Here is a 23,804-nt window from a genome sequence, read left to right as displayed (position 1 = left end):
CAGCTGTTACTGGCCTGTAGACTCCTCGGCGTGCGTGCACGTCCAGCTGCGGCAGCTCCTCCTCGCCGCCCTCCTCCTGATCCCCGGGGCAGCGGTTTCGCATGCCTCCGAGACTGCGGAGCCGACGCCCGCTCAGACCGCCGAAGGCACTGAGGACGGTGTGTCAGAGGACGAAGAGGACGATTCCGTGACGCAGGACGATGAGGGGGCTCCTGAGCCCACCGTCGACGCCTCCCCGACGCCCACACCTACTCCGACGCCTACGCCGGAAGAGCCTCTGGAGCCTGAGCCCGAGGAGACAGATTCGGAGCCGGAGCCGGAGCTCGAGACCGACCCGGCGGAAGACACTGATGTGCCGGATGAGACCGAGCCGGAGGAGCCTGAGGCGTTCAGCTTTGAATGCCCTCGCACCAGCATCAATGCTTAGCGAGCAGGCCACTCTGACGATCAACGCGCCAAGCGGAACGCAGCTGAGCCTAGGCCCCGGCGGCTCCTCCCTGGGCGCATCCGTCTCGCTCAGCGGCAGCCAGCTCACATACACGGCCCCTGAATCAGTCACCGGCACCCAACAGGACACTCTGACGATCAACGGGACCTCCGCGGACGGGGAGACGTTCGGGTGCTCCGCCGTCATCACCGTCAACGGCGACGCCGCAGCCAGCCCAACGCCGGAGACGGAGACGGAGCCGGAGTCCACTCCCACACAGACCCAGCCCGACGAAGACGCCCAGACCCCCGACACTGACGAGCCGGACGCCACCGTCCCGGAGGACGGTGAGGACGACGAGACCGACACCACCGACGACGCGGTCGCGGCTCCGACGCCCACAGAGGAGGGGCCGCAGGGCACTCCTTCGTCCCCGGCCGCAGGACTTTCGCTTCCCGGAGCGCCCAACCCCGCACCTGAGGACAGCCTCGAAGTCCCGGAGGGCAGCTACTCGCTGACCATGCCGGGGATGACCGGCACACTGAACCCCTTCACCGGACTCCAGCAGGGCGCGCGGGTAGCGAGGACGCTGCTGAGGGGCCGTTCGAGACGGAGGGCACGCAGGCCAGCGAGGAGATCGGTCTGGCCCAGACCGGCGCCACCCTGTGGGCAGCCATACTCGCCCTGCTCGCCCTCTCGCTGGGACTCGGGGCCGTCAGGGCCTCACGGCGCGCTCAGTCCGAGGCCTACCGCAGCACGTAGCCGGCGCCCCGAACGGTGTGGATCATTCGGGGCATGCCGTTCTCGATCTTCTTGCGCACGTACGAGATGTACAGCTCCACCAGGTTGGCCTGGCCAGCGAACTCGTACTCCCACACCTCCTGAAGGATCTGAGACTTGGGAAGCACTGTGCGCGCGTGGCGCATCAGCAGGCGCAGAAGCCGGAACTCCGTGTCCGACAAGTCGATGTCCACACCAGCGCGCGTGACCGTCCGGCTGTGGGCGTCAAGCTCAAGATCTCCGATCACCAGGCGCTCGCCGTCCCTGCTCTCAGGTATGCGCCCTGTGAGCAGGTGCAGCCTCCGCAGCGACTCGTCGACACCGATATGAGCAGCCATGTGATCATCTGCGGAGGTGCACAGGCTGAGGATCTCGGCGTCGGGGGCATCCGAATCGAACCACAGCAGACCCGCCATCTCGGCGCGCCCCTCGCGCAGACGAGCGACCGCGTCGTCGAGCTCCGCGATCCGACGTGACGCGCGGGCGTCGGCCACCACCAGATGCACGTCCTCCTCCTCGGCGAGCTGCACCGCCGCGTCAGCGGCAGATGCCGTGAGCACCTTGACGTCGAGGCTCCGAAGCCGCGCCGTCAGCTCACTCGAGGCGGGGATGGTCCGGCCAGAATGAGCACCGGTGAGGAGATGCGCAGCCCGACGCTGAAGCCCTCCTCAATGCTCTGCATTCAGCCTCCCACCAGTAGAAATATTGTCCCGATCATATAAGGATCACTATGCGGACTCATGGGCACCGCACCAGTGCGGGGCTCGCATACAGTCCTAGGCTGTCACGGAAGCCGCACTGTCCGCCGAATCGAAGGACGTACCCGCGTCGTGACACACACCAGCCAGAACCCCGCAGCTGACGCATTCCGCACCGCACGCGACCAGCTGGTGGACTGCCGAACGGACTACGACCGGGCTCGCGCAGAGTTCCGCTGGCCCGAGATCCCGCACTTCAACTTCGGCCTCGACTGGTTCGACGTGATCGCTGCAAGCCCCGAGCGCCGCGACCAGGATGCCCTGGTGATCGCCGAAGCAGACGGCTCAGTCCTGCGGCGCACCTTCGCCGAGCTGGCCGACAGATCGAACCGGACGGCCACCTGGCTGCGCGCAGCCGGAGTCCGGCGCGGGGACCGAATCATCCTGATGCTCGGCAACCAGGTGGAGCTGTGGGAGATCATGCTCGCCGGCATCAAGCTCGGCGCCGTGCTGATCCCCACCGCCACCCAGATGGGACCGGCCGACCTGCAGGACCGCGTCGCGCGCGGCAGAGCTCAGTGGGCCGTCGCCGGTGCGGCAGACTGCGAGAAGTTCTCCGCGGTTGAGGGCGACCTCACGCTCATCCACGTGCCCGGGCAATACACCCCGGATGCCTCGCTCCCGGCGGCGGACTCCCCTCAGAGCGGGGCCCGGCGCATCCTCTCGTTTCCGCAGGCATACGAGGCATCCCCGGAGTTCGCCCCGATCGGGCCACCGCAGCCGACGAGACCCTCCTGCTGTACTTCACCTCCGGGACCACGAGCCTGCCCAAGCTGGTGGAGCACACGCACACCTCGTACCCCGTGGGGCATCTGACCACCATGTACTGGATCGGCATCCGGCCGGGCGATGTGCACCTCAACGTCGCAGGCCCCGGGTGGGGCAAGCACGCATGGTCCAGCTTCTTCGCGCCGTGGATCGCCGAAGCCACGATCTTCGTCTACAACTACGGCCGCTTCGACCCGGTCGCTCTCATGCAGACCATGGAGAAGCACGGCGTCACCAGCTTCTGCGCACCGCCCACCGTGTGGCGCATGCTCATCCAGGCCGATCTCGCCCAGCTGACCAGTCCGCCCAGGGTGACCGTCTCCGCTTACGAGCCGCTCAACGCCGAAGTGATCGCGCAGGTGGAGCGAGCATGGGGAACCACCATCCGCGACGGCTACGGCCAGACGGAGACCACTCTGCAGGTGGCCAACACTCCGGGGCAGGACGTCGTGCCCGGCTCCATGGGGCGTCCCCTGCCGGGCTACGAGGTCGTCATCGTGGACCCCCAGACCGGCGAGGCCTCCGATGAGGGTGAGCTCTGTCTGCGGGCGACGCGGGAGCAGAGCCCGGATCGGCCTGCGGGCCTCTTCAAGGCCTACTTCGGAGACGAGGAGCGCACCTCGGAGGCCTTCCGCGACGGTGTTTACCACACTGGCGATGTGGTCCGACGGGAGGAGTCGGGCGTGCTGACCTACGTCGGGCGCTCCGACGACGTGTTCAAGTCCTCCGACTACCGCATCTCCCCTTCGAGCTGGAGTCGGTGCTGGTGGAGCATCCTGCGGTCGCCGAGGCCGCCGTCGTTCCCTCTCCTGACGCCCTGCGGCTCTCCGTCCCCAAAGCTTTCGTGTCTCTGACCCGGGATGCGCAGTGGAGCAGGGAGACGGCCGCCTCCATCCTTCAGCACTGCCGGGACTCTGTGCCCGGATTCAAGAGGGTGCGCAGGATCGAGCAGGCAGAGCTGCCCAAGACCATCTCCGGAAAGATCCGGCGGGTGGAGCTGCGTGATCTCGAGATCCGGCGGGCTTCCGGCGAGGAGCCTGCCGAGCCCGGTGCGGAGTTCGCCGAAGCTGACCTCGATCTCAGGAGGAGCTGAGGACCCGGCTTGAGGCACGTGCGTCCTCAGCCGGTGCGCTCAGGCCGCTCAGTACTCCACTTCGGGTTCGATCTCGTTGATCTGCAGCGGCGAGTCCTCGCTGATGCCCAGCTGCTCGGCCAGGCTCGCGCCCTCGAGGAGGACCTCTGCCTCATCCGCGCCCGTGGCCATCCGGGCTGTGGTCTCGATCTGCTTCAGCACCTGCCACGCCTGGCAGCCGCCTGCTGCCGGGGCTGGCCCGAAAGCTCCACCGTCACGGTGCCTCCCGAATGCTCGACGCTCTCGATGCTGAGATCAGTGACAGCCAGGGCATTCACGAACTCAGGGCTGCCGTGCTGGCCGTACTGATCCTCCAGCAGAAACTCAAGGGCCGCTCCGGCGGGGTCATCCACCACCATCGGCACCGTCTGGATGACCGAGATGCGGTCCTCACATCCGAAGGCGTCTGTTCTGGCGATCTCCGTCAGGTGCGGCTCCGACTGCTCAGGCTGGGCCTGAAAGGGATCGCCGGGAGCGTCATCAGCCTCGCCGATGCCGCCGTCCTCCAGCGGTGCTGCCTCGTTCTGCCCCACCGGGCTGATGAAGCCCAGAGGCAGACGCACTGAGTCGTCGTCCTCGTACTCCGGGGCAGGCACCGGGTTGTCGTACTCCTGCTCCTGGGCGCCCTGGTCTCCGCTGCCCTGCGAGCTGCTTCCGTCGTCCTGACCTCCTCCGCATGCGCTGAGGGTCAGCGTGAGGCCGAGAGCAGCACCGAGAATGGATGAGAGCCAGCAGGTAAGCACCGGAAAAGAGTACGTCAGAGGGCCCTGGGGCAGGAAACCGCCGCGGTGCAGGTGCAGCCTGATGCGGGTGGTCTGCGCGAAGAAGGGCGGGCGAGGTGGGGGCGGTGAACGGGGCCGCCCCACCTCTGTTGAGAAGGAGTCCGGATGCCGCACGGAGGGGTGGGATGGTTGGCACCCAGCCTCAACTTCTCAACTATTCAGAGTGTGACACAGAGGGAACGGATGCTCTGAGTCACGTCTGTATCCAGGGGTAACGAGAACAACGTAGAAGTCATTCCCGCGGATTTCTTCAGAGTCTGAAGCACCCGCTGTGGACTAAGTGTGCGGCGCTGGGAAGGGGTGTGTCAAGCAGAAGGTGCCGCTCCACGAGCTCCCCTCAGGCTAGGCTGGAGGCATGCCGATCCGAAACCGCCGAGCTGCCGCTCTGCCCGCCAAACTGTCGCGTTCGTGGCTGCTGATCAACGCCTCGAGGGAGGACGATTTCGCACCGGGGCTGGCATCGGAGGCGGACTCGGTGATCTTTGATCTGGAGGCGTCCGTTCCCGCTGACGGCAAGGCGGCGGCGCGGGAGTCGGTGCTCGGTGCGCTGAACGGCGGGATGACTGCATGGGTTCGGATCAGCCCGACGACCTCCGAGCACTGGGAGGATGATGTCAAGGCCCTGTCGAAGGCGGACGGCCTCCGGGGCGTGATGCTCGCCGAGACCGAGCGGCCTGACCAGGTGGCCTACACAGCGATGCGCCTCAGGGCGGGCACCCCAGTCATCGCGCTCATCGAATCCGCTCTCGGTGTCGAGAACGCCGTTCAGATCGCCTCTTCGCCGGGTACGTTCCGTTTGGCATTCGGAACCAACGACTTCCGCAAGGACGTCGGCGTCTCATCCGACCCCATGGCACTGGCGTATGCACGCTCGCGCCTGGTCATCGCCTCTCGTGTGGGCGGCCTGCCCGGGGCCATCGACGGACCCGCGGAGGCCAATGCCTCTGCTGAGGCCGTCGCAGAGGCCTGCCGAGTCACCGCCGAGATGGGAATGACCGGCAAGCTTTCGCTGAACCGCACCCAGGTCGAGCAGGTGAATCGAGGGCTGGCCCCTTCGGACGAGGAGCTGCAGTGGGCCAGGGAGGTCATCCAGGCTCATGAGTCTGGTGCGGCGATCGGGGACGGCTCATACCTTCCCCGCCTGGCTCGGGCGCAGAAGATCGCAAGCCTGGGTGACAGCTACGGTCTGTGGAACGCCTGACCGGGAGCTTCGCCCCTGACAGGAGCATGGCTTCTGGGCAGTGACCTCAGTTGATGAGCAGGCCGGGCTGCTCCATCACGGAGGCCACATCGGAGATGAAGGCCCCGCCTTGTCGCCGTCGATGAGGCGGTGGTCGAAGGATCCCCGATGACCATCACATCGCGCGGAACAATTTGGCCGTCGACGACCCACGGCTTCTTGCGCACCGCACCGAGGGCGATGATGCTGGCCTGGCCGGGCGGAAGGATGGGGTCCCTGAGTCCAGGCCCAGGGTTCCGATGTTGGTGATGGAGATGGTCCCGCCCTGCATTTCGCCGGGCGTGGTGCGGCCATCCCGCGCGTCGACGGTCAGCTGGGTGATGGCGGCCGCGAGGCCCTGCGTGTTGTAGGTGTGGGCCTCGTGGATGACCGGGACCACCAGTCCGCGAGGCGTCGCTGCTGCGACGCCGAGGTTCACATAGTTCCGCAGCGTGTAGTGCGTCTCGTGCCAGGTGGCGTTGACTTGGGGGTTGCGGCGTGCGGCCCAGATGATCGCCTTCGCGGCGAAGAGCATCGGTGACACGCTCAGGCCCTGGTAGGAGGGGTCCTGCTTCAGGGCTGCCCGCAGCTCCATGGTGCGTGTGACGTCCACCTCTTTGAACACCGAGACGTGGGGCACGTTCTGCGCCGAGGCGGCGACATTGAGCGCCGTAGCCTTGCGCACGCCGCGCACCTGCACGTTCTCCTCGCGAGGCCCGTCGTAGAGAAGGCCCACCTCCTGCGGCGTCGGCGGCCTGCCTTGGGGTGTGGGGGCGCTTAAGCACGGGGCGTCTGGCCCTGGTCCTGCTGAGCCTTCTTGGCGCGAGCCTGCCGTTCGACGTCATCCCGGGTGATCTGACCGTTGCGCCCGGAGCCGACCAGCTCCCAGACGGCGACGCCCAGCCTTTGGCCAGGGCGCGGACGGGCGGGCTTGCCCGGGAGACGATCTCCGCCAGGTCGGTGGTGTGCAGACCGGGGCCCGGGATGCCGGGGCCTGCTCCTCCAGCCCCAGCGCCGCGGCGTCGATGACGTCGGGGACGTGGGGCGCAGCCGCGCATGGTGCTTGGCGGGGTCTGCCTTGGGGCCTGAGCCGACGAGGGCCTGCTCCCCTCGCTGGAGTCTGCGGCCTCTGAGCCCGTCTCGACGCTGCGGTCCGAGGTGGGCTCGCTGCTGTCGTCGCCCTCCCTGCGATGCGGATGAGGGGCTTGCCGACTTCGACGGTCTCCCCTTCTTCTGCGAGGAGCTCCGCGACTTCGCCGCACGAACGGCACCGGGAGCTCGACCAGAGACTTGGCCGTTTCGATCTCGCAGATGATCTGGTTGACTTCGACGGTCTCGCCGGGGCGACCTTCCAGGAGGTGACCTCAGCTTCAGTGAGGCCCTCTCCGACGTCGGGCAGCATGAAGGTCTGCGTCATCGCGCGGCTCCCTTCTGGTACGCGAAGGCCCGTTCGACGGCTTCGAGCATCCTGTCGATGTCAGGCAGGTAGCGGTGCTCCTGCCCTGAGGGCGGGTATGGCATGTGGAAGCCGCCCACGCGCAGCACCGGGGCGGTGAGCCGGTGGTAGGCGCGTTCGGTGACGCGGGCTGCGATCTCTGCGCCGAAGCCGCCGAAGGTCGGCGCCTCGTGGGCGACGATCAGGCGCGTGGTCTTGGCCGCTGAGCGGGCGATGGTCTCGTCGTCGAGCGGGCTGATGGAGCGGACGTCCACCACCTCGATGCTTCGGCCCTGCGCTGCGGCCGCTTCGGCGGCGGCGAGCGCCACGGGGACCAGCGGCCCGTAGACGGCTATGGTGGCGTCGCGGCCTTCGCGCAGGATCTGGGCGCTGAATGCGTCGGGGGCCGGGTTGGCGGTGTCGACCTCGCCTTTGAGCCAGTAGCGGCGCTTGGGCTCGAAGATGATGACGGGGTCGTCCGAGACGATGGCCTGACGGGTCATCCAGTAGGCGTCCTGGGCGGAGGAGGGGGTGATGATGCGCAGCCCTGCGGTATGGGCGAAGAGTGCCTCGGGCGACTCTGAGTGGTGCTCGATGGAGCCGATGTGCCCGCCGTACGGTATGCGCACGGTCACCGGCACTCGCACCGCACCATCGGTGCGGTTGTGGATCTTGGCCAGCTGGGTGGTGATCTGGTTGTAGGCGGGGAAGACGAATCCGTCGAACTGCATCTCGGCGACGGGCCGGTATCCCCGCATGGCCATGCCGATGCATGCTCCGATGATTCCGGACTCGGCCAGGGGCGAGTCGATCACGCGGTGCTCGCCGAAGTCTGCCTGGAGCCCGTCCGTCACCCGGAATACGCCGCCGAGGGCTCCGATGTCCTCCCCGATGAGGAGGGTCTTCTCGTCGGCGGCGAGCTCGTCGCGCAGGGCGGCATTGATCGCCTTGGCCAGCGGCATGGTCCGTACGGCGGTGTCGGGGCTGGGGAGCTGCCCGACGCTTCTCGGCGGGGGCTTCGGCCTGAACGGCGGACGACTGCTGGGGCTCATCGGCCTTCCTCCTCGTCTGCGAAGCCTGCCTCGTAGTCTTTGAGCCAGGCCTTCTCCGTCTCGACCTGCCTGTGCGGCTCGGAGTAGACGGTGTCGAAGACGCGTTCGATGTCTATGGGGCGCATGGCTGGAACGATCCGGCGCAGCTCGGAGGCGAGCTCCTCCGCCTCGGAGTCGATCTCGTCGAAGAAGCTCTGGTCGGCTTTGTCCGATGCGGTCAGCCAGGTGCGGTACCTGACCAGGGGTCTTTGGCGGACCATTCCTCGACCTCTGAGGCGGGCCGGTACTTGGTGGGGTCGTCTGCTGTGGTGTGGGCGCCGATCCGGTAGGTCACAGATTCGATGAGTTTGGGCCCGCTGCCTGCACGGATGCTGTCGGCACAGGCCGCAGCCGCCGCGTAGCTGGCCAGCACGTCGTTGCCGTCGACCCGGATGCCTTCGAATCCGTAGCCGGCGGCCCGGTGCGCCAAGGGTGCGCGCGACTGGGTGCGGCTGGGGACTGAGATGGCCCAGTGGTTGTTCTGGATCAGGTAGAGCAGCGGCAGCTCGTAGGACGAGGCGAACACCATGGACTCGTGGATGTCTCCTTGGGACGAGGCTCCGTCGCCGAGGCAGGCGAGGACGATCTCGTCGGCTGCCCGGTCTCGGGGCACCGCATCGAGCCTGAGGTCCTGCTGGATCCCCATGGCCCAGCCCGTGGCGTGCAGCGCCTGGGAGGCGAGGACGATGGCGTAGAGGTTGAAGTTGTAAGCGTTGGGGTCCCACCCGGAGTGGGCGGTGGCGCGGAAGAGAGTCATCATCTCTTCGGCGCTGATGCCGCGGTAGAGCGCCATGGCGTGCTCGCGGTAGGTCGGGAACACCATGTCGGTGCTCTTCAGCGCCGCGATGGTCCCGATCTGCGCGGCCTCCTGGCCGGTCGCGGGGCCCATAGGGCGAGCTGCCCCTGGCGTTGGAGGCTCGTGGCTTCGGCGTCGAAGCGACGCTCTACGGCCATGTGCCGGTAGAGGTCCCGCAGGAAGGCGTCGTCGAGCCCTTCGAGGTAGGGCGTGTACGTCTCGTGCTCCTTCAGCGTGCCGTCTTCGGCGAGCAGCTGGATTGGCTGCACAGGTGGGGCTCCTCTCGGCGACGACGGCGGTCCCGCTCACCCTCTCATAGCCGATCGCGGCTTCCAGGTGCTGACAAGGTACAAACCATTAGGATCGTGGCTGTGAGAATCCTACTGGTGATCCTTCTGAATGCCTTGGCCGTCTGGGCCGCCACGCTGGTACCCGGCATCTGGGTGAGCGGGTGGAGTCAGGATCCGCTGATGGTGGTCCTGGCCTACTTGGTCGTGGGGGCCGTCTTCGGCGTGATCAACGCTGTCATCAAGCCTGTCCTGTCCCTGCTGGCCCTGCCGATCACGTGCCTGACGCTCGGCCTGTTCGCGATCGTCATCAATGCCGCCATGCTGATGCTCACCGGGTGGCTTGTCACGGAGTTCATTCCGGGGTCGAGTTCGTGATCGACGGCTTCCTCTGGTAGGCGTCCTCGGGGCGATCGTTGTTGCGCTGGTCTCCGCGCTCCTGGGCCGGTTCCTGCAGCCCGAGCGCGCCTGAGGGGTTCACGGCACGGGCTCCCAGCCGGTGTCGTAGGCGGTGACGGAGGCTGAGCCTCGCAGCAGCGCTTCGAGCTCGTCGAGGTTCATGCGGTCCTCATCGCTCAGCTCCCCGTGCGGGTCAGACTCTGTGGACCGGATGCCTTCCACGTTGTGGCCGTAGTCGTGGGAGAGGAAGTCCAGCGGTCCGGAGTCCGAGTCCTCGGCCGCTTCCTCCGGGCGCCTGTAGTCGTAGCGGTACTCGTGCCGGTCGGATGAGACCCCGTTGAACCCGCCTCCGAGCTTGGGCACGGGATGCTGATGTGGCCGCTGATGTGGCTGATGGGGCTGAGGGCTGATGTGGCCGCGACGGCGGGCGGTGGCCGTGTGCTTCACGGAGTACTTCTGCGACACGGCGGAGGAGCCGTCCGCCAGCTTCACCGCCGCCAGCCCTCCTTGACTGTGCCCGGTGAGGACCACAGAGGCTCCGGCGGGCGCACCCTGCTGTCTGAGCGCCTCGAGAACAGCGTCGCCCAGGCGCTCCGCATCGTTGAAGAACGCGTCGGTGGTGGTCAGCGCCCCTCGTCCGGATGAGCGATCAGCGCTGCCGGGCGTCACCGCCTCAGGGTCCAGTCCGGGCAGGTGGACGACATAGACATCGTCCTCCTGACCCTTGTCCACTGTGCTGATGACGATGTTTCCGCTCTCAGCGGCCCCCTCGACGCTCTCCAGGTAGTTCGACAGGGGCCCGGTGTAGGCAACCTGCGGCAGCTCCTCGGCGCCTTGGACCACCAGCCGGTTCCGACGCATCAGGTCCTCTGTCCACCGGTTAGGCTCCGGCACCGGCGATGCGAAGAGTCCCCTCCGCCTGCATCGCTGCGGTGTGGGCCTGGCGTCCCATGGGGACGAATCCTCCGAACAGGGCCGCAGCCTCTCGAACCCCATAGGTCTCCTGGATCACGGACGAGGCGAGCCGATCTGAGTCGTACTCGTCCGAGCCGTCGCCCTGAAGCCGACCCCAGAGCTGCGCCGGAAGGCTGCCGCGAGTCAGCTGATCGATCCAGCGCTGCGCTGAGCTCTCCGCCTCGCGATAGGCCTCGTGCGCGGCCTCGACACCGATGAGCGTCTGCTCCATGCTCCACTGCCCCGTGGTCACCGCGCTGCACAGCAGCAGGAGCCTCGCCTGAAAGCCGACGCATCGCCACACCGGTGCTGGCAGGGAGGCTCGGTCTGCGTCGATGAGGTGGGTGCGCTGCTCGTTCATCACCGTGACTGCTTCGCCGAGATGCACCGAGGCGCTGATGAGCGACTCCCAGTTGAGGTTGATCCGGCTGGGGCCGCCGCGGGCGGTGACGCTGAAGCCTCCCTCCTCATTCGTCGAGGACGACGGCTGCCATGCGGACGGCGAAGACATGGAGGACCCTTCTCTCAGAGAATTTGGGCGCCGAGGCGCTGCAGAGTCAGACGAAACGAGGCGGAGGCATCGCCCTGAACGAACTCCACGAAGGCTTCGGATGAGCTCATCGCGCCCTCCAGTGCGGTCCGAGCGGCGCGGGCCCTCAGCTCCTCCGCGGCCGTACCGAGGAGCCCGCTGATGTCGACGCCGCCTAGCGCGCCGAGGACTGCCTGCCAGTGCCTGGCCTGGTCGGCCAGGCCTGTGAGCTCCTGGGAGATGAGGAGCGCCTCCGCGGCCAGGGCCTCCGCCTCGTCCCTGGCGTGCTTGCTGCCCGCCGCCAGCGGGACGAGGGCATTGCGGAACAGGCCTGCGGCCTGAGACTCCCACTCGACGGTGAAGGCCTGGACCACATGGCCCTGCTGCTTCTCATAGAGACCCGCTGCCTCCAGCAGCTTCTGCGCGGCCGTGGCGTAGTTCTGCGACAGCTGCTCCAGCTGCTGGACCGCCGCTCCTGCCACCATGCCTGCCCTCCCGAGCTCCTCGAACCGCGATCATCGTGCGGTGCCAGTCTCGATGCGATCAGCGCTGGAGAATCGGGCCTCGTCCGGGCCTGGGGAGAAGAGTGCGTGTCTGCTCGGCCCTCTTCAAGGTGTGGAAGGCCGGACTGAACGGCCCGCTCGCCCGGGGTGATGAAAGAATGGCGCTCATGCTGACCTCCGCTCACTCCGCTGCACAGAACCGCGTCTCCCTGGCCGACGCCGAGCCGACCATCGCGCTCGGAGCCCTCGACGGCCGGTACCGTCCAGCCGTCGCTCCGCTGGTGGACCACCTCTCCGAGGCTGCGCTGAACCGCAACCGGATCCACATCGAGGTCGAATGGTTCATCCACCTGTGCCAGCAGCAGGTGCTGCCGGGCCTCCCCGCCTCACCGACGAGGACATCGAGGGCCTGCGCGGCATCGTCACCGCCTTCGGGCCGGAGGAGATCGCCGAGCTGGGTGCTATCGAGGCGCAGACCGTCCACGACGTCAAAGCCGTCGAGTACTTCATCGCCCGGCGCCTGGACGGATTGGGGCTCGGCGAGCTCAAGCCCTTGGTGCACTTCGCCTGCACCTCGGAAGACATCAACAACCTGTCCTACGCCGTGGGCATCAGAGACGCCGTGCAGCAGGTCTGGCTGCCCGCCGCCGCGATGCTCGAGGGCCTCAGCGCACTCGCCGAGCACGCCGCCGACGTGCCGATGCTCTCCCGCACCCATGGCCAGTACCACGCCGAGCACCCTGGGCAAGGAGATTGCAGTCTTCGTGCACCGACTGGGGCGCCAGGTGCGGCGCATCGAGCAGCAGGAGTACCTGGGCAAGATCAACGGCGCCACCGGCACCTATGCGGCCCACCTCGCCGCCGCTCCCGACGCCGACTGGCCGAGCATCGCGGAGAGCTTCGTCGAAAAGCTGGGCCTGAGCTTCAACCCGCTGACCACACAGATCGAGTCGCACGACTTCCAGGCGGAGATCTACGCCGACATCGCCCGCTTCAACCGCATTCTGCATGGGCTCTGCGTCGACGTGTGGAGCTACATCAGCATCGGATTCTTCAAGCAGATCCCCGTCGCAGGCGCCACCGGGTCATCCACGATGCCGCACAAGGTCAACCCCATCCGCTTCGAGAATGCCGAGGCGAACCTGGAGATCTCCAACGCCCTGCTGGACGCCCTGGGCGCCACCCTCGTGGAATCGCGGTGGCAGCGGGACCTCACCGATTCGTCCGGCCAGCGCAATATCGGAACCGCCCTGGGCCACTCCGTGCTCGCACTCTCCAACGTCACCAAGGGCCTCAAGCAGCTCGACGTGGCGGAGCAGACGATCGCCGCCGACCTCGACGCCAACTGGGAGGTGCTCGGTGAGGCGATCCAGACGGTGATGCGGGCTGAGGCGATCGCAGGCACCCCGGCATGGAGGACCCGTACGAGCGGCTCAAGGAGCTCACCCGCGGACGCCGTGTGGACGCCGAGAAGCTCCAAGAGTTCGTCGGGGCTGGGTCTCTCCCCGGCGCCGAGGCCCGTCTGAAGAGCCTCACCCCGCCGAGTACACCGGCCTGGCCGCCCACTTGGCACGCCGGTTCGGCTGAGTCGCATGCTCGAGCTGCAGGGCATGTGCCGGTCATATTCCGGGCGGCAGGTGCTCCACGACGTGTCCTTCAGCGCAGGCCGGGGTCAGCTGACAGGCTTCGTGGGCGGCAACGGTGCCGGAAAGACCACAGCGATGCGCATCATCCTGGGGTCCTGCACGCGGATTCGGGGCGAGTGCTGCTCGACGGGGAGGAGCTCTCGCCCAGCGCGCGCACCCGGTTCGGGTACATGCCCGAGGAGCGCGGCCTTTACCCGAAGATGCGCCTGGGCGACCAGCTCTCCTACCTCGCGCGTCTTCACGGGTACTCCCGGGCGCATGCGCGCGGACGCGCCGAGGCCCTGCTTGAGCGGCTCGGCCTGGATTCGCGGATGAAGGACCCGCTTGAGGCGCTGTCCCTGGGCAATCAGCAGCGCGTCCAGATCGCGGCGGCGCTGGTGCACGAGCCGGACGTTCTGGTGCTCGACGAGCCCTTCTCCGGACTGGATCCCCTCGCGGTGGATGTGGTGCGCGGCGTCCTTCAGGAGCAGGCCGCCCAGGGTGCGGTGGTGCTGTTCTCCTCCCACCAGCTGGATGTGGTGGAGAGGCTCTGCGACGACCTGGTGATCATCGGCTCCGGCAAGGTGCTGGCCGCAGGGCCCCGCGAGGAGCTTCGGCGTCAGCACGGCACCCGACGTTTCGAGCTGGTGATGGACGAGACTCCGACGTGGCTGTCCGGGATGCCGGACATCTCGGTGGACACCATGGAGGACGGTGGTGCGCTCTTCCGCGCATCCGACGAGGCGGCGCAGCATGTGCTCTCCGCTGCCTCCCAGCGGGGTCCGGTCCGCAGCTTCCGCCCTGTCCTGCCCACCCTGGCCGAGATCTTCAAAGACGTGGCCGCCGACGACGCTCAGGAGGTGCACGCGTGAGCACCCGTTCCGCCCCGGAGCCGCCGCCCGCATCCCGGCCCGGCCGAGCACTGACCCCGTGGAGGGCCTCGCTGCTGGTCGCCGAACGTGAGCTCACCAGCCAGCTGAGGTCGAAAGCCTTCCTCATCAGCCTGGGCGTGATCGTGACCGTCGTGCTCGGCGGGATCCTGCTGATGTCCGCGGCGGGCAGCAGCGAGGCCGAGGATTCTCGCGTCGCCGTGGTGGGACTCTCCGAGCCGCAGCTGGAGAGCCTGGACGATCTGCCCCTCAGCGCAGAGCCCGCCGACACGCGCAGCCAGGCCCTCGACCAGCTCGACGGGGGCTCGGTGGAGGCAGTCATCACCTCACACGGGAGTCGCCGACCGGCCTGCATGTCATCGGCCGCGACTCGGTGCCGATCGGCATCGTGACCATGCTCTCCGAGCAGCCCACCACGGAGACGCTCCGGGACTCCGAGGATCAGGGGCCATGAGATTCCTGATTCCCTTCGGCTTCGGCCTGGTCTTCATCATGCTCGCGATCGGATCCGGAACGATAATTCAGCAGAACACCATCCAGGAGAAGCAGTCCCGCGTGGTCGAGATCCTGCTCTCCGCCATCTCGGCACGCTCTCTGCTGGTCGGCAAAGTGCTCGGGAACACGGCGATGGCCATCGGCCAGGCTGCCGTCATCGCCGGTGCAACGGCGCTGGGACTCACCCTCACCGGGCAGACGGACCTTCTCGGCGTGCTTTCGGCGCCCATGCTCTGGTTCGTCCTGTTCTTCCTGCCCGGCTTCGTCCTCGTCGCGGCGATGTACGCCGCAGGCGCCTCCCTGGTGTCGCGGCAGGAGGATTCAGGCCCAGTCATGCTCCCGACCATGATGGTCGTGATGCTGCCCTACTTCCTCGTGCTGTTCTTCTCGCAGAACGAGCTGGTGATGCGCGTGGCCTCCTACGTCCCCTTCACCGCACCGGTGGCGATGCCGGTCCGGCTCTACTTCGATGAGGTGGCATGGTTCGAGCCCGTCGCGGCGATGGTAGGACTCATCGCCTGTGCGGGCCTGGTCATGATGCTGGCGGCCAGGATCTACAGCCGCTCGCTGCTGCGCACCGGTCAGCGCGTCCCGCTGCGCAGCGCGCTGGCCTCCGATCCGCTGTGAGCACGCAGCAGCAGGCGGTCCAGGCCTAGGAATCCCAGTGCCAGCATGAGATAGAGAGCCAGGATCGACACTACATAGACGCTGATCCCGCTGTAGCCGAGGGTCGGCACGTCGAGGATCGTGTAGGGGTACCAGTCCAACTGCGGACCTCTCAGGAGCGTCGCCGCCAGCCAGGCCACGGGAATCGCCGTCGAGGCGAGGACGATGCGTGCGCTGAGTGTGCCGTGGGGGCCTACGGCCGCCCAGATGAGCGGCACGAGCACGGGCACTGCGACGTGGAGCACCGTGTCGTTGAACAGCATGACCCCGGTCAGGGAGCTCGCGCAGAAGCACGTTGAACACCAGCCCGGTGATGATGACGCAGACCAGTCCCGAGAGCCGGACGGTCCGCAGAACCGCGGACGTCGAAGTAAGCCGCAGAGCCGTCCATACCGAGCTGACGAAGACCATCAGCGCCGAGATGAACGTGAAGTATGCCAGCTGGTTGAGCATGTGCTCCCAGTAAGCCGAGAAGCTGTGCCCGTATCCGACCCCCACCGGGAGGTCGCTGTCCCGGGTCCAGCCCAGGTGCAGAGATGTGACCAGCCCGGTGAGGGTCAGCAGCGCTGTCAGCGCGTGCAGGATACGAACAGTGAGGAGCGCTGCCACAGCATGCGCTCAGGCTACCGCTGTGCGTGCGGCTCAGAGGTGGGTCTCGACGTCGGCCTCGTCGCGCAGCTGCTCAACGTGGTCCTGAGCCGCCTCGTTCTGGCGCTCGTTCACGAGCTGCTCCTCGAGCTCCGCGCGGACGTCGTCGAACTCAGGGGTCTCGGCATCGTCCCCGCCCTCAGCCTCGGGCTGAGCGGCGACGGCCTCGTCATAGGCGTCCTCGACCTCTTCGTCCGTGGGCTCGTCATAGTCGAGGTCCTCGATCAGCTGCTGGACGCGCACCTGCTGCTCCACGTCGTCGCGGAGCTCATCCTCGCTGACGCCCTGCTCGTCAGCGAGCTCGTAAACTCCTCCACCGAGGAGAGGCCGTTGTTCTCAGCCGTCTGCTCCAGCTGCTCCTCAACGTCCTCCTCGGAGGCCTCGTAGCCCTGGTCCTCAGCGTCCTGGATCAGCAGCTGGTTTCCGATGAGCTGCTCCAGGGTCTGCTCCTGGAGCGCCTCCTCGTCCGGCTCCTCGCCCGTCATCTGCGACTGCATCTGGGCATTCATGAACTGCGACTCGTAGGCGGCCTCGAAGTCCTCCCCGGAGATGTCCTCGCCGTTGACCTCGGCCACGACGTCCGGCACATCATCCAGCTGAGGCTCCGGCATCTGGGCGTCACCTTCGGCGCCCTCGGCACCCTCGGGCTGGGTCTCCTCCTGGCCCTGGTCCTGCTGGGCCTCGTCGGCGTCACCTTCGGCGTCGCCGTTGCCGCATGCTGCGAGACCGAAGAGAAGGCACGCCAGGGCAAGACTGGTCAGCGGTGCTTTCTTCATGACGAAAGTGCTCCTTAAAGCGTGTGGTTGAACGGGCACGTTAGCACTGACACCACAACGCACTGATCAGCCGATGTTCAGCCCTGCGGAGCACCCGCAGGGCTTACCGCTAGGCTTGCCTCTATGCATCCCCACCCCCGCGTCAGTCCTCTGAGCGTTCCGGCATACCCGGCTTCGAGGTGATGCGGATCGTGGGGCGCATTGAGGAGCTTCGCGCCGCCTAAGCAGGGACATCGTCTCCTCACCGCCGCGAGCCCGGCGGCGGCGCCCTCCGGGCGTCAACGAGGCGGCAGCCCGGGTCCACTCCGCCCAGACTGTGCTGAACTACGCCCCCGCGCTCGGCCTGAGGCCGCTGCGCGACTCCATCGCCGCCCACTGCCGGGACTGGTACGGAGTCGATGTGCCTGCGGAGCGGGTTGCGGTGACCACCGGCTCCTCAGGCGCCTTCGTGCTGAGCTTCCTGGCCGCGTTCGACCACGGGGACCGCGTGGCCCTGGCCCGGCCGGGCTACCCGGCGTACCGGAACATCCTGAGCAGCCTGGGAATCATCGTCGAAGACCTCGACTGCGGCCCGGAGGCACGCTTCCAGCCCACGGTGGAGCAGCTGAGCGCGGTCCACCGCGAAAGGCCGCTGAAGGGCCTTGTCGTCGCCTCCCCGCGAACCCCACGGGCACCATGCTGGACCGCGAGCAGCTCAGCCGACTCAGCAGCTGGTGCACGCAGAACGGGGTCCAGCTGATCAGCGACGAGATCTATCACGGCATCAGCTACACCCAGCCCTCAGTCAGTGCGCTCGAGACGTCCGAGGACGCCATCGTCGTGTCCTCGTTCTCCAAGTTCTGGGGCATGCCGGGCTGGCGGCTGGGGTGGGCCGTCCTCCTGAGCACTTGGTGGATGCGGTGGAGCGGCTGGTAAGCAACGTCACCCTCTCGGCCCCTCACGGCTCGCAGCTCGCTGCGACGGAGGCCTTCAGCGCGGAGTCGATGGAGTTCTGCAGGGCCCAGGCGGCGGGGTACGCCCAGGCGCGTCAGCATGTGCTGGAAGCCCTGCCCGAGCTGGGATGGGGAGAGCTGGCTCCCGCCGACGGCGCGTTCTACGTGTATGCGCACCTGGGCAGGCACCTGGGCGAGGGTCCCGGACAGCACCGCGATGCCACGGCCTACGCTGAGGCGCTCCTGGAGCACGGCGGGGTGGCGGTGGTCCCAGGGACCGACTTCGACCGCGTCAACGGTCACGAGTGGATCCGAGTCTCGCTGGCACCCGGCCCGGCGAAGGTCGCTGAGGGCCTGGAACGCATCCTCAGCTTCCACGCCCGCGGCTGAGCGCTCACTGCTGCGACTGCGGCCGACGGGAGTAGGCGGCACTGATCACGATGACTGCGACCCCGATCAGCAGCAGGGAGAGCGCGACGGCGGCGTCGGGGTCCGTCTCCCGCTGCAGGTAGACCTCCAGGGGCAGCGTGCGCGTGACCCCCTCCCGATTGCCCGCGAAGGCGAGGGTCGCGCCGAACTCGCCCAGGCTGCGGGCGAAGGCGAGCACCGCCCCAGTGGCCAGGCCGGGGCCAATGAGCGGCAGGATGATGTGGCGCAGGATCCCGGTCCGGCCGGTGCCGTCCACCGCGGCCGCCTCAATGACCTGGCGGTCCATGCCCCGCACGGCGGTCTCGACGCTGATGACGAGGAAGGGCATCGATACGAACGTCATGGCGAGCACCACAGCGATGGACGTGTATGCGATCTGCACTCCGAAAAGATCCAGGGCACCCGAGAGCAGCCCTTGGCTGCCGAAGGTGTAGAGAAGCGCGAGGCCGCCCACCACCGGAGGCAGCACCAGCGGCAGCAGCACCAGGGAACGGACGATCGTCAGTCCCCGGAACCGGGCGTGAGCGAGCATCAGCGCCAGAGGCAGTCCGAGAATGATGCAGAGCACGGTGGCCGCCGATGCTGTCCAGACGGACAGACGCAGTGCGGCCAGGGAGGACTCGGAGGTCAGCAGGGCAGGCAGCTCCGCCCAGCTGATCCGGGTCAGCATGCCGGTGACCGGCAGCAGGATCAGCGCAGCGCCCAGCAGACCGGGCACCAGGACCCAGGCGGGCGGGCGGCTGATGCTCAGCGCAGTCACCGGGGCTCGCCGAACCCAGCATCGTGAAGGACCTGCTGCGCAGCGTCGCTGCCGAGGACGAAGTCCACGAACTCATCGCCCGCCTCCGGGCTCTGAGCATCCTGCAGCAGTGCGATCGGATACTGGTTCGGGTGGGCGTCGGCGCCTTCGATCTCGATGCCCTCCACCTCGTCCCCGGCCTGCAGGACGTCCGTGGTGTAGACGAGGTAGGCTGCGGCTTCTGCGCTGCGCACCCGGCCGAGCACATCCGTCACGGACATCTCCTCCGAGACCGGGAGATGCTCACACCATGCTCTGCGGCGAGACGCAGGGATGCTGAGCCGCAGGGCACCGCCTCCGCGCAGAGGACTGTATCCACCGTCGCGTCCGCAAGGTCTTCAAAGGTCTCCACCTCGGCGGGGTTTCCGGCAGGGACTGCGATCACCAAAGTGTTGGACGCGAAGAGCTCGGCGTTCCCGGCGAGGAGGCCGCTTTCGGCGGCCCGTTCCATGCTCTGCTCGTCTGCAGTCGCGAACACATCGGCGGGCGCACCGTGCTCCAGCTGCTCGACCAGGCCGGAGGACCCCGCGACGCTCAGCTCGACCTCGGTGCCGGTCTCCTGCGTGTACAGGCTCCCGATCTCTTCGAACGCTTCGTTGAGACTCGCAGCCGCGAACACCGTCACCGTGTCCTCATCCGAGGCCTGGGCGCAGCCCGTCAGAGCCAGGGCGGCCAGAGGCAGCAGAGCAGTTCGCCGCCTCATCCGCGCCTCAGGACCTTTCGACGCTGACATTCGTGGCCTTCATCGACGCGGTCGCCACGACTCCGGGTTCCAGGCCCAGGTCTCGGACGGCCTCCGTGCTGATGAGCGAGACGACGCGGTAGGGCCCGCACTGCAGCTCCACCTGGGACATGACGGCGTCGGAGGTCACCTGGGTGACCAGCCCTACGAACCGGTTGCGGGCCGAGGAGGCGCCCTCAGGGTGAGGAAGCTGGGCGCTGCGCCTTAAGCGTGAGAAGCGCGCGAGCTCCGCTCCGTCGACCACCTTCCTGCCGGCATCGTCGGTCAGCGCACTCAGGTCCCCTGATGAGATCCAACGCCTGAGGGTGTCGTCGCTGACGCCGAGGAACTGGGCGGCGTCACTGATCCGTATATGCGGCACGAATAAAGACTATCAGCCGCATATGCGGAGGTGACCCGTCAGAGGCAGAGGCCCTCGTCGGTGACACCCCTGCGGCAGAGATTCGTGGCCTCCACCTGAGTGAGCTCATAGCCGTCCGCACTCTCCTCAACGTAGATGAACAGGCGATCGCCCATCTGCGCGTCGTCCCGCAGGCCGGTGGTGTCGACGCGGTAGAAGTCCTCGCCATAGTCCTCCGGGGCAGAGATGACCGTCCAGTCAGGTCCTGCCTGCTCTCCGTCGTCGACATCCTGGATGTCAGCCCCTAGGGAGCGTTCGGCCACGCTTTCCGCGATCACCTGGGGGTCTTCAGTAAGCGGCACGTCGTCGATGTAGTTCGACGTGACATCGTCAGTTCCCCGAAGTGGCTGAGGTCCCCCTCGACCCAGCCATATCCGTCAGCGAGTTCGACCTCAGCCCACGTTCCGAAGTCGTCGTCACCAGGGCTATGACGTTCGCGGTAAGCCATGATGACCGCATCGGTGGGCTGCAGCCCGCCGACTACCTCAGCCTCACCGTCGGGTGCGGGCGCGGCGTAGACCTCCAGGGGCGCATCCTCCGGATCGAGTCCCGCGACGCCGAGCTCATCGCCCTCCTCCCCGTAGAACAGGGTTTCCGGCTCTCCATCGCCGGGCAGCTCCTCGTCGGGGACCCGCTCCGCACCGCCCTCCGGGTAGCCCTGCTCCTCAGGCGGCAGGTCACTGCGGTCCGGCGGCTCCTCTGCCTCGGCTTCGGTCGGCTCGGCCTCCGGCTCCTCGGTGACCGTCTCCGTCTCGGCTTAGCTCCTGAGTCTCCGGGGCCGGTGCGGCTGTCTCGGTGACGGTCTCCTGGGGCTCTTCGGGCTGGGCGGCCTCCTCGTCGGGTGCGCACGCGGCGAGCGTCACGACACTGACGACCCCGATCCCGGCGGTGATGCTTCGCGTCATACATTCCACCGTCCCACTCGAGCACCTCGGCCTCAATACCCCATGCCCCCGCATCCGATAGCGTGCAGACATGACACTGCTGGCTGCGAGCCCCTGATGCCCACCGCTGTGGAGACCCTGATGCTCGTCGCAGCGGTCGCGGCAGCAGGCTGGGCTCTGCTCGCGCTGGTCCTTCGAGCCAAGCACCTCAGCTTCGCCAACAAGTTCGCCCTGGGCGTCCTCAGTGTGATGCTGCCCCTTCTCGGACCTATGCTGACTCTGATCGTCGCCTATGAGAAGCCCAGTGAGCTCATCCCTATGCAGGAGCGGGAGGAGCAGCGGCTGCAGCGCATGCGCTCAGCGCAGCACAGCCCCACCGAGCAGGGCGCGCCCAGAGAGGACTGAGCCCTGGCACCGTCACTCGTCCTGATCAGAGCGCTCGGCCCTGCGAATCCTGTGCCGCTGGAGCTGCATCCACAGAGTCAGCACGAGACAGGAAAGAACCACTGCCCAGAGGACGAACGTCGAGTCAGTGGGCCGCGCGTCAGCGGCGATCCCTGCGTCGAAGATCGGGCGGTCAGCGAAGATGGGGCGCTCCACGCCACGAACAGCAGAGCCATCATCACGATGGTGCTCCACACGATGAGCTTGTCCCATGCGCTGTCGCGCAGCTTCGTGGGATCCACTCCGCGGCGCATGGAGTACCAGGCCGCCGCTGCTTCCGGGATGGCCATGGTGAGCAGCACCGCGAAGGAGGCGACAAAGTGCCCGACGCTCGCGAGCACGAGACTGACCACCAGTGCGACGAGGATGCCCAGAGTGTTGGCGAAGGTGGCAGATTCGCTGTAGACGGCGCGCTCGCGCTCGTCGAATCGTGACCCCTCACGGGTGTCGGCCAGCCTGGCGGCGGCCCGGTCGATCGCGTTCAGCTTGGTCACGGGTGATCCCCTTCAGTGGACGGCGCTCCGCCGAAGAGCTCTTCGACTGTGGATCCCAGCTCGGCTGCGATGCGCAGGGCGAGGTATACCGACGGCGCGTAATCACCGCGCTCCATGGCAATGACGGTTTGGCGGCTTACACCCGCCGCATTCGCCAGCTGAGCCTGAGTCAGCCCGCACGCCTTGCGCGCTGCCCGCACTCGCGGGGCAGCTTTCTCAGCGACCTGCGAAACCATGACTCCATGTAAAGCTTCTTTGACACCGCATGTCAAGAGACCTTGTCATTCGCAGAGGCTCGAAGGTGAGGGGCGCCGCCTGCTCCCGGCGCCTCCGGTCACCCCATCAGGGTGCCGCAGAGGCTCAGTCCTCGGCTGCGGCCAGCTGCCCGCACGCGCCGTCGATCTCCTTGCCGCGAGTGTCGCGCAGCGTCGTCGGGACCCCGGCGGCGTTGAGACGGCGGATGAACTCTCGCATGACGGCGGGCTCGGACGAGGTCCACACGGAGTTCGGCGTCGGATTCAGCGGGATCGGGTTCACGTGCACCCAGCCCCGCCCGCGGGCGTTGAGCTTCTTCGCCAGCAGATCGGCCCGCCACGGGTGGTCGTTCATGTCTTTGATCAGGGCGTACTCGATGCTGACGCGGCGGCCCGTGCGCTCGTAGTACTCATAAGCGGCGTCGATCGCCTCATCGGCCTTCCACCGGTCGTTCACGGGGATCAGCTCGTCCCGCAGCTCGTCATCCGGAGCGTGGAGGCTCAGGGCGAACGTGATGGGCAGATCCTCCGCGGCCAGCTTCCGGATCGCGGGCACCAGGCCCACGGTGGAGATCGTGATGCCGCGGGCGGACATGCCCAGCCCGTCGGGGCCGGAGAGACCATGCGCCGGACGGCGTTCATCACCCGCTTGTAGTTCGCCAGCGGCTCCCATGCCCATGAAGACGATGTTGCCGACCCGCTGCGGACCAGACCGATCCCCGTCTGCGGAGGCTGCCTGCCCCTGCTTCAGCGGCGAGATCTCGGAATCGGCGAAGTCGGTCTCCTCGCCCAGCCCGGCGTGGTCGACCTCCTCTGCGACCTCGGCCGCGTTGGGAGCGTCGAGCTCGCGGCGGCGATGACCCGGTTGGCCTGCACAATCTGGTCCACGATCTCGGCTGCGGACATGTTGCGGGTCAACCCGTTCTGGCCCGTGGCGCAGAAGGGCAGTTCATGCCGCATCCGCACTGGGATGAGATGCACAGCGTGATGCGGTTGCGATACCGCATCAGCACCGATTCCACCATCGCTCCGTCGAAGAGCCGCCACAGGAACTTGATGGTGGCGCCGTCGTCGGTCTTCAGCCGCCGAATCTCGGTGAGCAGCGGCGGCAGGAACTCCTCGACGAGCTTCTCCCTGTCAGCGGCCGGAAGGTCCGTCATCGCATCCGGATCTGCGGTGTAGTGCTGGAAGTAGTGGACGCTCAGCTGCTTGGCCCGAAATCCGGGCAGCCCCATCTCCTTGGCCTTGGCGATGCGTTCATCCAGGCCGAGGTCGGCCAAGTGCGTCGGCGGCTGCTTGATGCGCTTGGACTGGGCAAACTGCAGCTTGGGCCTGCCCTCGGCATCCAGGGCCTGGGTCCAGCCCTCGGCTTGGGGCGGACCTGGGGACGGGCGTCAGAAGTCTCAGACATCCTCGCCATTGTCCCACGGTCACGCGCTGGGGCTCCCCGCAGGCGGATGACCTTC

General features: G+C 67.4%; 26 protein-coding genes and 8 pseudogenes. 12 read left to right on the top strand and 22 right to left on the bottom strand.

The genetic code is table 11. From position 1 onward, the window contains the following. The first annotated feature begins 34 nt into the window (after positions 1–34). Positions 35–427 carry a hypothetical protein gene (locus tag K0H76_RS05510; protein WP_258934749.1) on the top strand — a complete coding sequence of 131 codons (393 nt, stop codon included), beginning with the start codon at positions 35–37 and terminating at the stop codon, positions 425–427. Positions 428–1,173: 746 nt separating this feature from the next. Here K0H76_RS05510 and K0H76_RS05505 read toward each other — a convergent pair. After that, a complete protein-coding gene (locus K0H76_RS05505; protein ID WP_258934748.1) occupies positions 1,174–1,767 on the bottom strand; it encodes a response regulator transcription factor in 594 nt (197 codons plus the stop codon). Between the two features lie 270 nt (positions 1,768–2,037). Between K0H76_RS05505 and K0H76_RS05500 the strand changes: the two are divergent. Next, positions 2,038–3,826, top strand: a pseudogene (locus K0H76_RS05500) (AMP-binding protein). 48 nt (positions 3,827–3,874) lie between these two features. On the opposite strand, the gene K0H76_RS05495 reads toward K0H76_RS05500, so the two are convergent. Together K0H76_RS05495 and K0H76_RS05490 are read right to left on the bottom strand one after the other, a co-directional pair. Further along, positions 3,875–4,027, bottom strand: a complete 153-nt coding sequence (locus K0H76_RS05495) for a hypothetical protein (protein WP_258934747.1) — start codon at positions 4,025–4,027, stop codon at positions 3,875–3,877. Continuing rightward, on the bottom strand, positions 4,021–4,761 hold the full coding sequence (locus K0H76_RS05490; RefSeq protein WP_258934746.1) for a hypothetical protein: 741 nt from the start codon (positions 4,759–4,761) through the stop codon (positions 4,021–4,023). The genes K0H76_RS05495 and K0H76_RS05490 overlap by 7 nt, the downstream gene beginning before the upstream one ends. A gap of 241 nt (positions 4,762–5,002) precedes the next feature. Here K0H76_RS05490 and K0H76_RS05485 point away from each other — a divergent pair, with 241 nt between their 5' ends. Continuing rightward, a complete protein-coding gene (locus K0H76_RS05485; protein ID WP_146339889.1) occupies positions 5,003–5,848 on the top strand; it encodes a CoA ester lyase in 846 nt (281 codons plus the stop codon). Here K0H76_RS05485 and K0H76_RS05480 read toward each other — a convergent pair. From K0H76_RS05480 to K0H76_RS05455, 6 genes and pseudogenes are all read right to left on the bottom strand, one after another. Next, a pseudogene (locus tag K0H76_RS05480) lies at positions 5,827–6,551 on the bottom strand (2-oxo acid dehydrogenase subunit E2). The gene K0H76_RS05485 and the pseudogene K0H76_RS05480 sit on opposite strands and share 22 nt — an antisense overlap. Positions 6,552–6,707: 156 nt before the next feature. Next, the gene (locus tag K0H76_RS05475) at positions 6,708–7,283 is read right to left on the bottom strand and encodes a hypothetical protein (RefSeq protein ID WP_258934745.1); all 576 of its coding nucleotides are present in this window, start codon (positions 7,281–7,283) and stop codon (positions 6,708–6,710) included. Beyond that, positions 7,280–8,263 carry an alpha-ketoacid dehydrogenase subunit beta gene (locus tag K0H76_RS05470; protein WP_146341854.1) on the bottom strand — a complete coding sequence of 328 codons (984 nt, stop codon included), beginning with the start codon at positions 8,261–8,263 and terminating at the stop codon, positions 7,280–7,282. The genes K0H76_RS05475 and K0H76_RS05470 overlap by 4 nt, the downstream gene beginning before the upstream one ends. Positions 8,264–8,349: 86 nt before the next feature. Beyond that, positions 8,350–8,613 carry a hypothetical protein gene (locus tag K0H76_RS05465; RefSeq protein ID WP_258934744.1) on the bottom strand — a complete coding sequence of 88 codons (264 nt, stop codon included), beginning with the start codon at positions 8,611–8,613 and terminating at the stop codon, positions 8,350–8,352. After that, entirely contained in the window at positions 8,571–9,281 is a 711-nt protein-coding gene (locus K0H76_RS05460) for a thiamine pyrophosphate-dependent enzyme (protein ID WP_258934743.1), read from the bottom strand. Before K0H76_RS05460 ends, K0H76_RS05465 begins: the two co-directional genes overlap by 43 nt. Continuing rightward, positions 9,227–9,457 carry a hypothetical protein gene (locus K0H76_RS05455; protein ID WP_258934742.1) on the bottom strand — a complete coding sequence of 77 codons (231 nt, stop codon included), beginning with the start codon at positions 9,455–9,457 and terminating at the stop codon, positions 9,227–9,229. The genes K0H76_RS05460 and K0H76_RS05455 overlap by 55 nt, the downstream gene beginning before the upstream one ends. A gap of 102 nt (positions 9,458–9,559) precedes the next feature. Between K0H76_RS05455 and K0H76_RS05450 the strand changes: the two are divergent. Next, positions 9,560–9,947, top strand: a pseudogene (locus K0H76_RS05450) (phage holin family protein). Between the two features lie 5 nt (positions 9,948–9,952). Here the strand turns inward: K0H76_RS05450 and K0H76_RS05445 are convergent. From K0H76_RS05445 to K0H76_RS05435, 3 genes are read right to left on the bottom strand one after another with little or no spacing between them, the layout of a single operon-like run. After that, positions 9,953–10,735 carry a hypothetical protein gene (locus tag K0H76_RS05445; RefSeq protein WP_258934741.1) on the bottom strand — a complete coding sequence of 261 codons (783 nt, stop codon included), beginning with the start codon at positions 10,733–10,735 and terminating at the stop codon, positions 9,953–9,955. A 19-nt stretch (positions 10,736–10,754) separates the two neighbouring features. Beyond that, a complete protein-coding gene (locus tag K0H76_RS05440) occupies positions 10,755–11,339 on the bottom strand; it encodes a hypothetical protein (RefSeq protein ID WP_258934740.1) in 585 nt (194 codons plus the stop codon). A gap of 14 nt (positions 11,340–11,353) precedes the next feature. Beyond that, positions 11,354–11,842, bottom strand: coding sequence for a hypothetical protein (locus K0H76_RS05435; protein ID WP_258934739.1), 489 nt, complete (start codon positions 11,840–11,842; stop codon positions 11,354–11,356). Between the two features lie 185 nt (positions 11,843–12,027). Here K0H76_RS05435 and purB point away from each other — a divergent pair. The 4 genes and pseudogenes from purB to K0H76_RS05415 all read left to right on the top strand — a co-directional run bounded on the left by purB (position 12,028) and on the right by K0H76_RS05415 (position 15,497). Further along, positions 12,028–13,447 (top strand): annotated as a pseudogene (purB, locus tag K0H76_RS05430) (adenylosuccinate lyase). A 5-nt stretch (positions 13,448–13,452) separates the two neighbouring features. After that, a pseudogene (locus K0H76_RS05425) lies at positions 13,453–14,357 on the top strand (ATP-binding cassette domain-containing protein). Beyond that, positions 14,354–14,767, top strand: a complete 414-nt coding sequence (locus K0H76_RS05420; RefSeq protein ID WP_258934738.1) for a hypothetical protein — start codon at positions 14,354–14,356, stop codon at positions 14,765–14,767. The pseudogene K0H76_RS05425 and the gene K0H76_RS05420 overlap by 4 nt, the downstream one beginning before the upstream one ends. Before the next feature lie 58 nt (positions 14,768–14,825). Then, complete coding sequence (locus tag K0H76_RS05415; protein ID WP_258934737.1) at positions 14,826–15,497, top strand: ABC transporter permease; 672 nt, start codon at positions 14,826–14,828, stop codon at positions 15,495–15,497. Here the strand turns inward: K0H76_RS05415 and K0H76_RS05410 are convergent. Beyond that, entirely contained in the window at positions 15,452–15,799 is a 348-nt protein-coding gene (locus tag K0H76_RS05410; RefSeq protein ID WP_258934736.1) for a Pr6Pr family membrane protein, read from the bottom strand. The genes K0H76_RS05415 and K0H76_RS05410 overlap by 46 nt on opposite strands. A gap of 32 nt (positions 15,800–15,831) precedes the next feature. Between K0H76_RS05410 and K0H76_RS05405 the strand changes: the two genes are divergently transcribed. Next, a complete protein-coding gene (locus K0H76_RS05405) occupies positions 15,832–16,002 on the top strand; it encodes a hypothetical protein (RefSeq protein WP_258934735.1) in 171 nt (56 codons plus the stop codon). A gap of 176 nt (positions 16,003–16,178) precedes the next feature. Here K0H76_RS05405 and K0H76_RS05400 read toward each other — a convergent pair whose 3' ends face one another. Both K0H76_RS05400 and K0H76_RS05395 read right to left on the bottom strand, forming a co-directional pair. Next, the gene (locus K0H76_RS05400; RefSeq protein ID WP_258934734.1) at positions 16,179–16,439 is read right to left on the bottom strand and encodes a hypothetical protein; all 261 of its coding nucleotides are present in this window, start codon (positions 16,437–16,439) and stop codon (positions 16,179–16,181) included. Then, positions 16,409–16,960 carry a SurA N-terminal domain-containing protein gene (locus K0H76_RS05395; protein WP_258934733.1) on the bottom strand — a complete coding sequence of 184 codons (552 nt, stop codon included), beginning with the start codon at positions 16,958–16,960 and terminating at the stop codon, positions 16,409–16,411. The genes K0H76_RS05400 and K0H76_RS05395 overlap by 31 nt, the downstream gene beginning before the upstream one ends. Before the next feature lie 182 nt (positions 16,961–17,142). On the opposite strand from K0H76_RS05395, the pseudogene K0H76_RS05390 reads away from it, so the two are divergent. Beyond that, positions 17,143–18,282: pseudogene (locus K0H76_RS05390) on the top strand (aminotransferase class I/II-fold pyridoxal phosphate-dependent enzyme). A gap of 4 nt (positions 18,283–18,286) precedes the next feature. Here the strand turns inward: K0H76_RS05390 and K0H76_RS05385 are convergent. The 4 genes and pseudogenes from K0H76_RS05385 to K0H76_RS05370 all read right to left on the bottom strand — a co-directional run bounded on the left by K0H76_RS05385 (position 18,287) and on the right by K0H76_RS05370 (position 20,564). Beyond that, entirely contained in the window at positions 18,287–19,072 is a 786-nt protein-coding gene (locus K0H76_RS05385; protein WP_258935339.1) for an ABC transporter permease, read from the bottom strand. Between the two features lie 5 nt (positions 19,073–19,077). Next, positions 19,078–19,823, bottom strand: a pseudogene (modA, locus tag K0H76_RS05380) (molybdate ABC transporter substrate-binding protein). A 7-nt stretch (positions 19,824–19,830) separates the two neighbouring features. Continuing rightward, the gene (locus tag K0H76_RS05375) at positions 19,831–20,223 is read right to left on the bottom strand and encodes a TOBE domain-containing protein (RefSeq protein WP_258934732.1); all 393 of its coding nucleotides are present in this window, start codon (positions 20,221–20,223) and stop codon (positions 19,831–19,833) included. A 38-nt stretch (positions 20,224–20,261) separates the two neighbouring features. Then, a complete protein-coding gene (locus K0H76_RS05370) occupies positions 20,262–20,564 on the bottom strand; it encodes a hypothetical protein (RefSeq protein ID WP_258934731.1) in 303 nt (100 codons plus the stop codon). Between the two features lie 41 nt (positions 20,565–20,605). On the opposite strand from K0H76_RS05370, the gene K0H76_RS05365 reads away from it, so the two are divergent. Both K0H76_RS05365 and K0H76_RS05360 read left to right on the top strand, forming a co-directional pair. Continuing rightward, the gene (locus K0H76_RS05365) at positions 20,606–21,061 is read left to right on the top strand and encodes a hypothetical protein (RefSeq protein WP_258934730.1); all 456 of its coding nucleotides are present in this window, start codon (positions 20,606–20,608) and stop codon (positions 21,059–21,061) included. A gap of 202 nt (positions 21,062–21,263) precedes the next feature. Continuing rightward, positions 21,264–21,551 carry a hypothetical protein gene (locus K0H76_RS05360; RefSeq protein WP_258934729.1) on the top strand — a complete coding sequence of 96 codons (288 nt, stop codon included), beginning with the start codon at positions 21,264–21,266 and terminating at the stop codon, positions 21,549–21,551. Positions 21,552–21,628: 77 nt separating this feature from the next. On the opposite strand, the gene K0H76_RS05355 is transcribed toward K0H76_RS05360, so the two are convergent. The 3 genes and pseudogenes from K0H76_RS05355 to K0H76_RS05345 form a co-directional block, all read right to left on the bottom strand. Then, positions 21,629–22,084 (bottom strand): hypothetical protein, encoded by a 456-nt coding sequence (locus tag K0H76_RS05355; RefSeq protein ID WP_258934728.1) that lies wholly within the window; start codon positions 22,082–22,084, stop codon positions 21,629–21,631. Further along, positions 22,081–22,320 carry a helix-turn-helix transcriptional regulator gene (locus K0H76_RS05350; RefSeq protein ID WP_146339931.1) on the bottom strand — a complete coding sequence of 80 codons (240 nt, stop codon included), beginning with the start codon at positions 22,318–22,320 and terminating at the stop codon, positions 22,081–22,083. The genes K0H76_RS05355 and K0H76_RS05350 overlap by 4 nt, the downstream gene beginning before the upstream one ends. A 124-nt stretch (positions 22,321–22,444) precedes the next feature. After that, positions 22,445–23,758: pseudogene (locus K0H76_RS05345) on the bottom strand (23S rRNA (adenine(2503)-C(2))-methyltransferase RlmN). Positions 23,759–23,804 lie beyond the last annotated feature (46 nt).

It is taken from the genome of Nesterenkonia pannonica (assembly GCF_019575955.1).
Lineage (GTDB): Bacteria > Actinomycetota > Actinomycetes > Actinomycetales > Micrococcaceae > Nesterenkonia > Nesterenkonia pannonica.
Note: the sequence above shows the minus strand (reverse complement) of the source record. Positions and strands in the feature narration are given on the sequence as shown.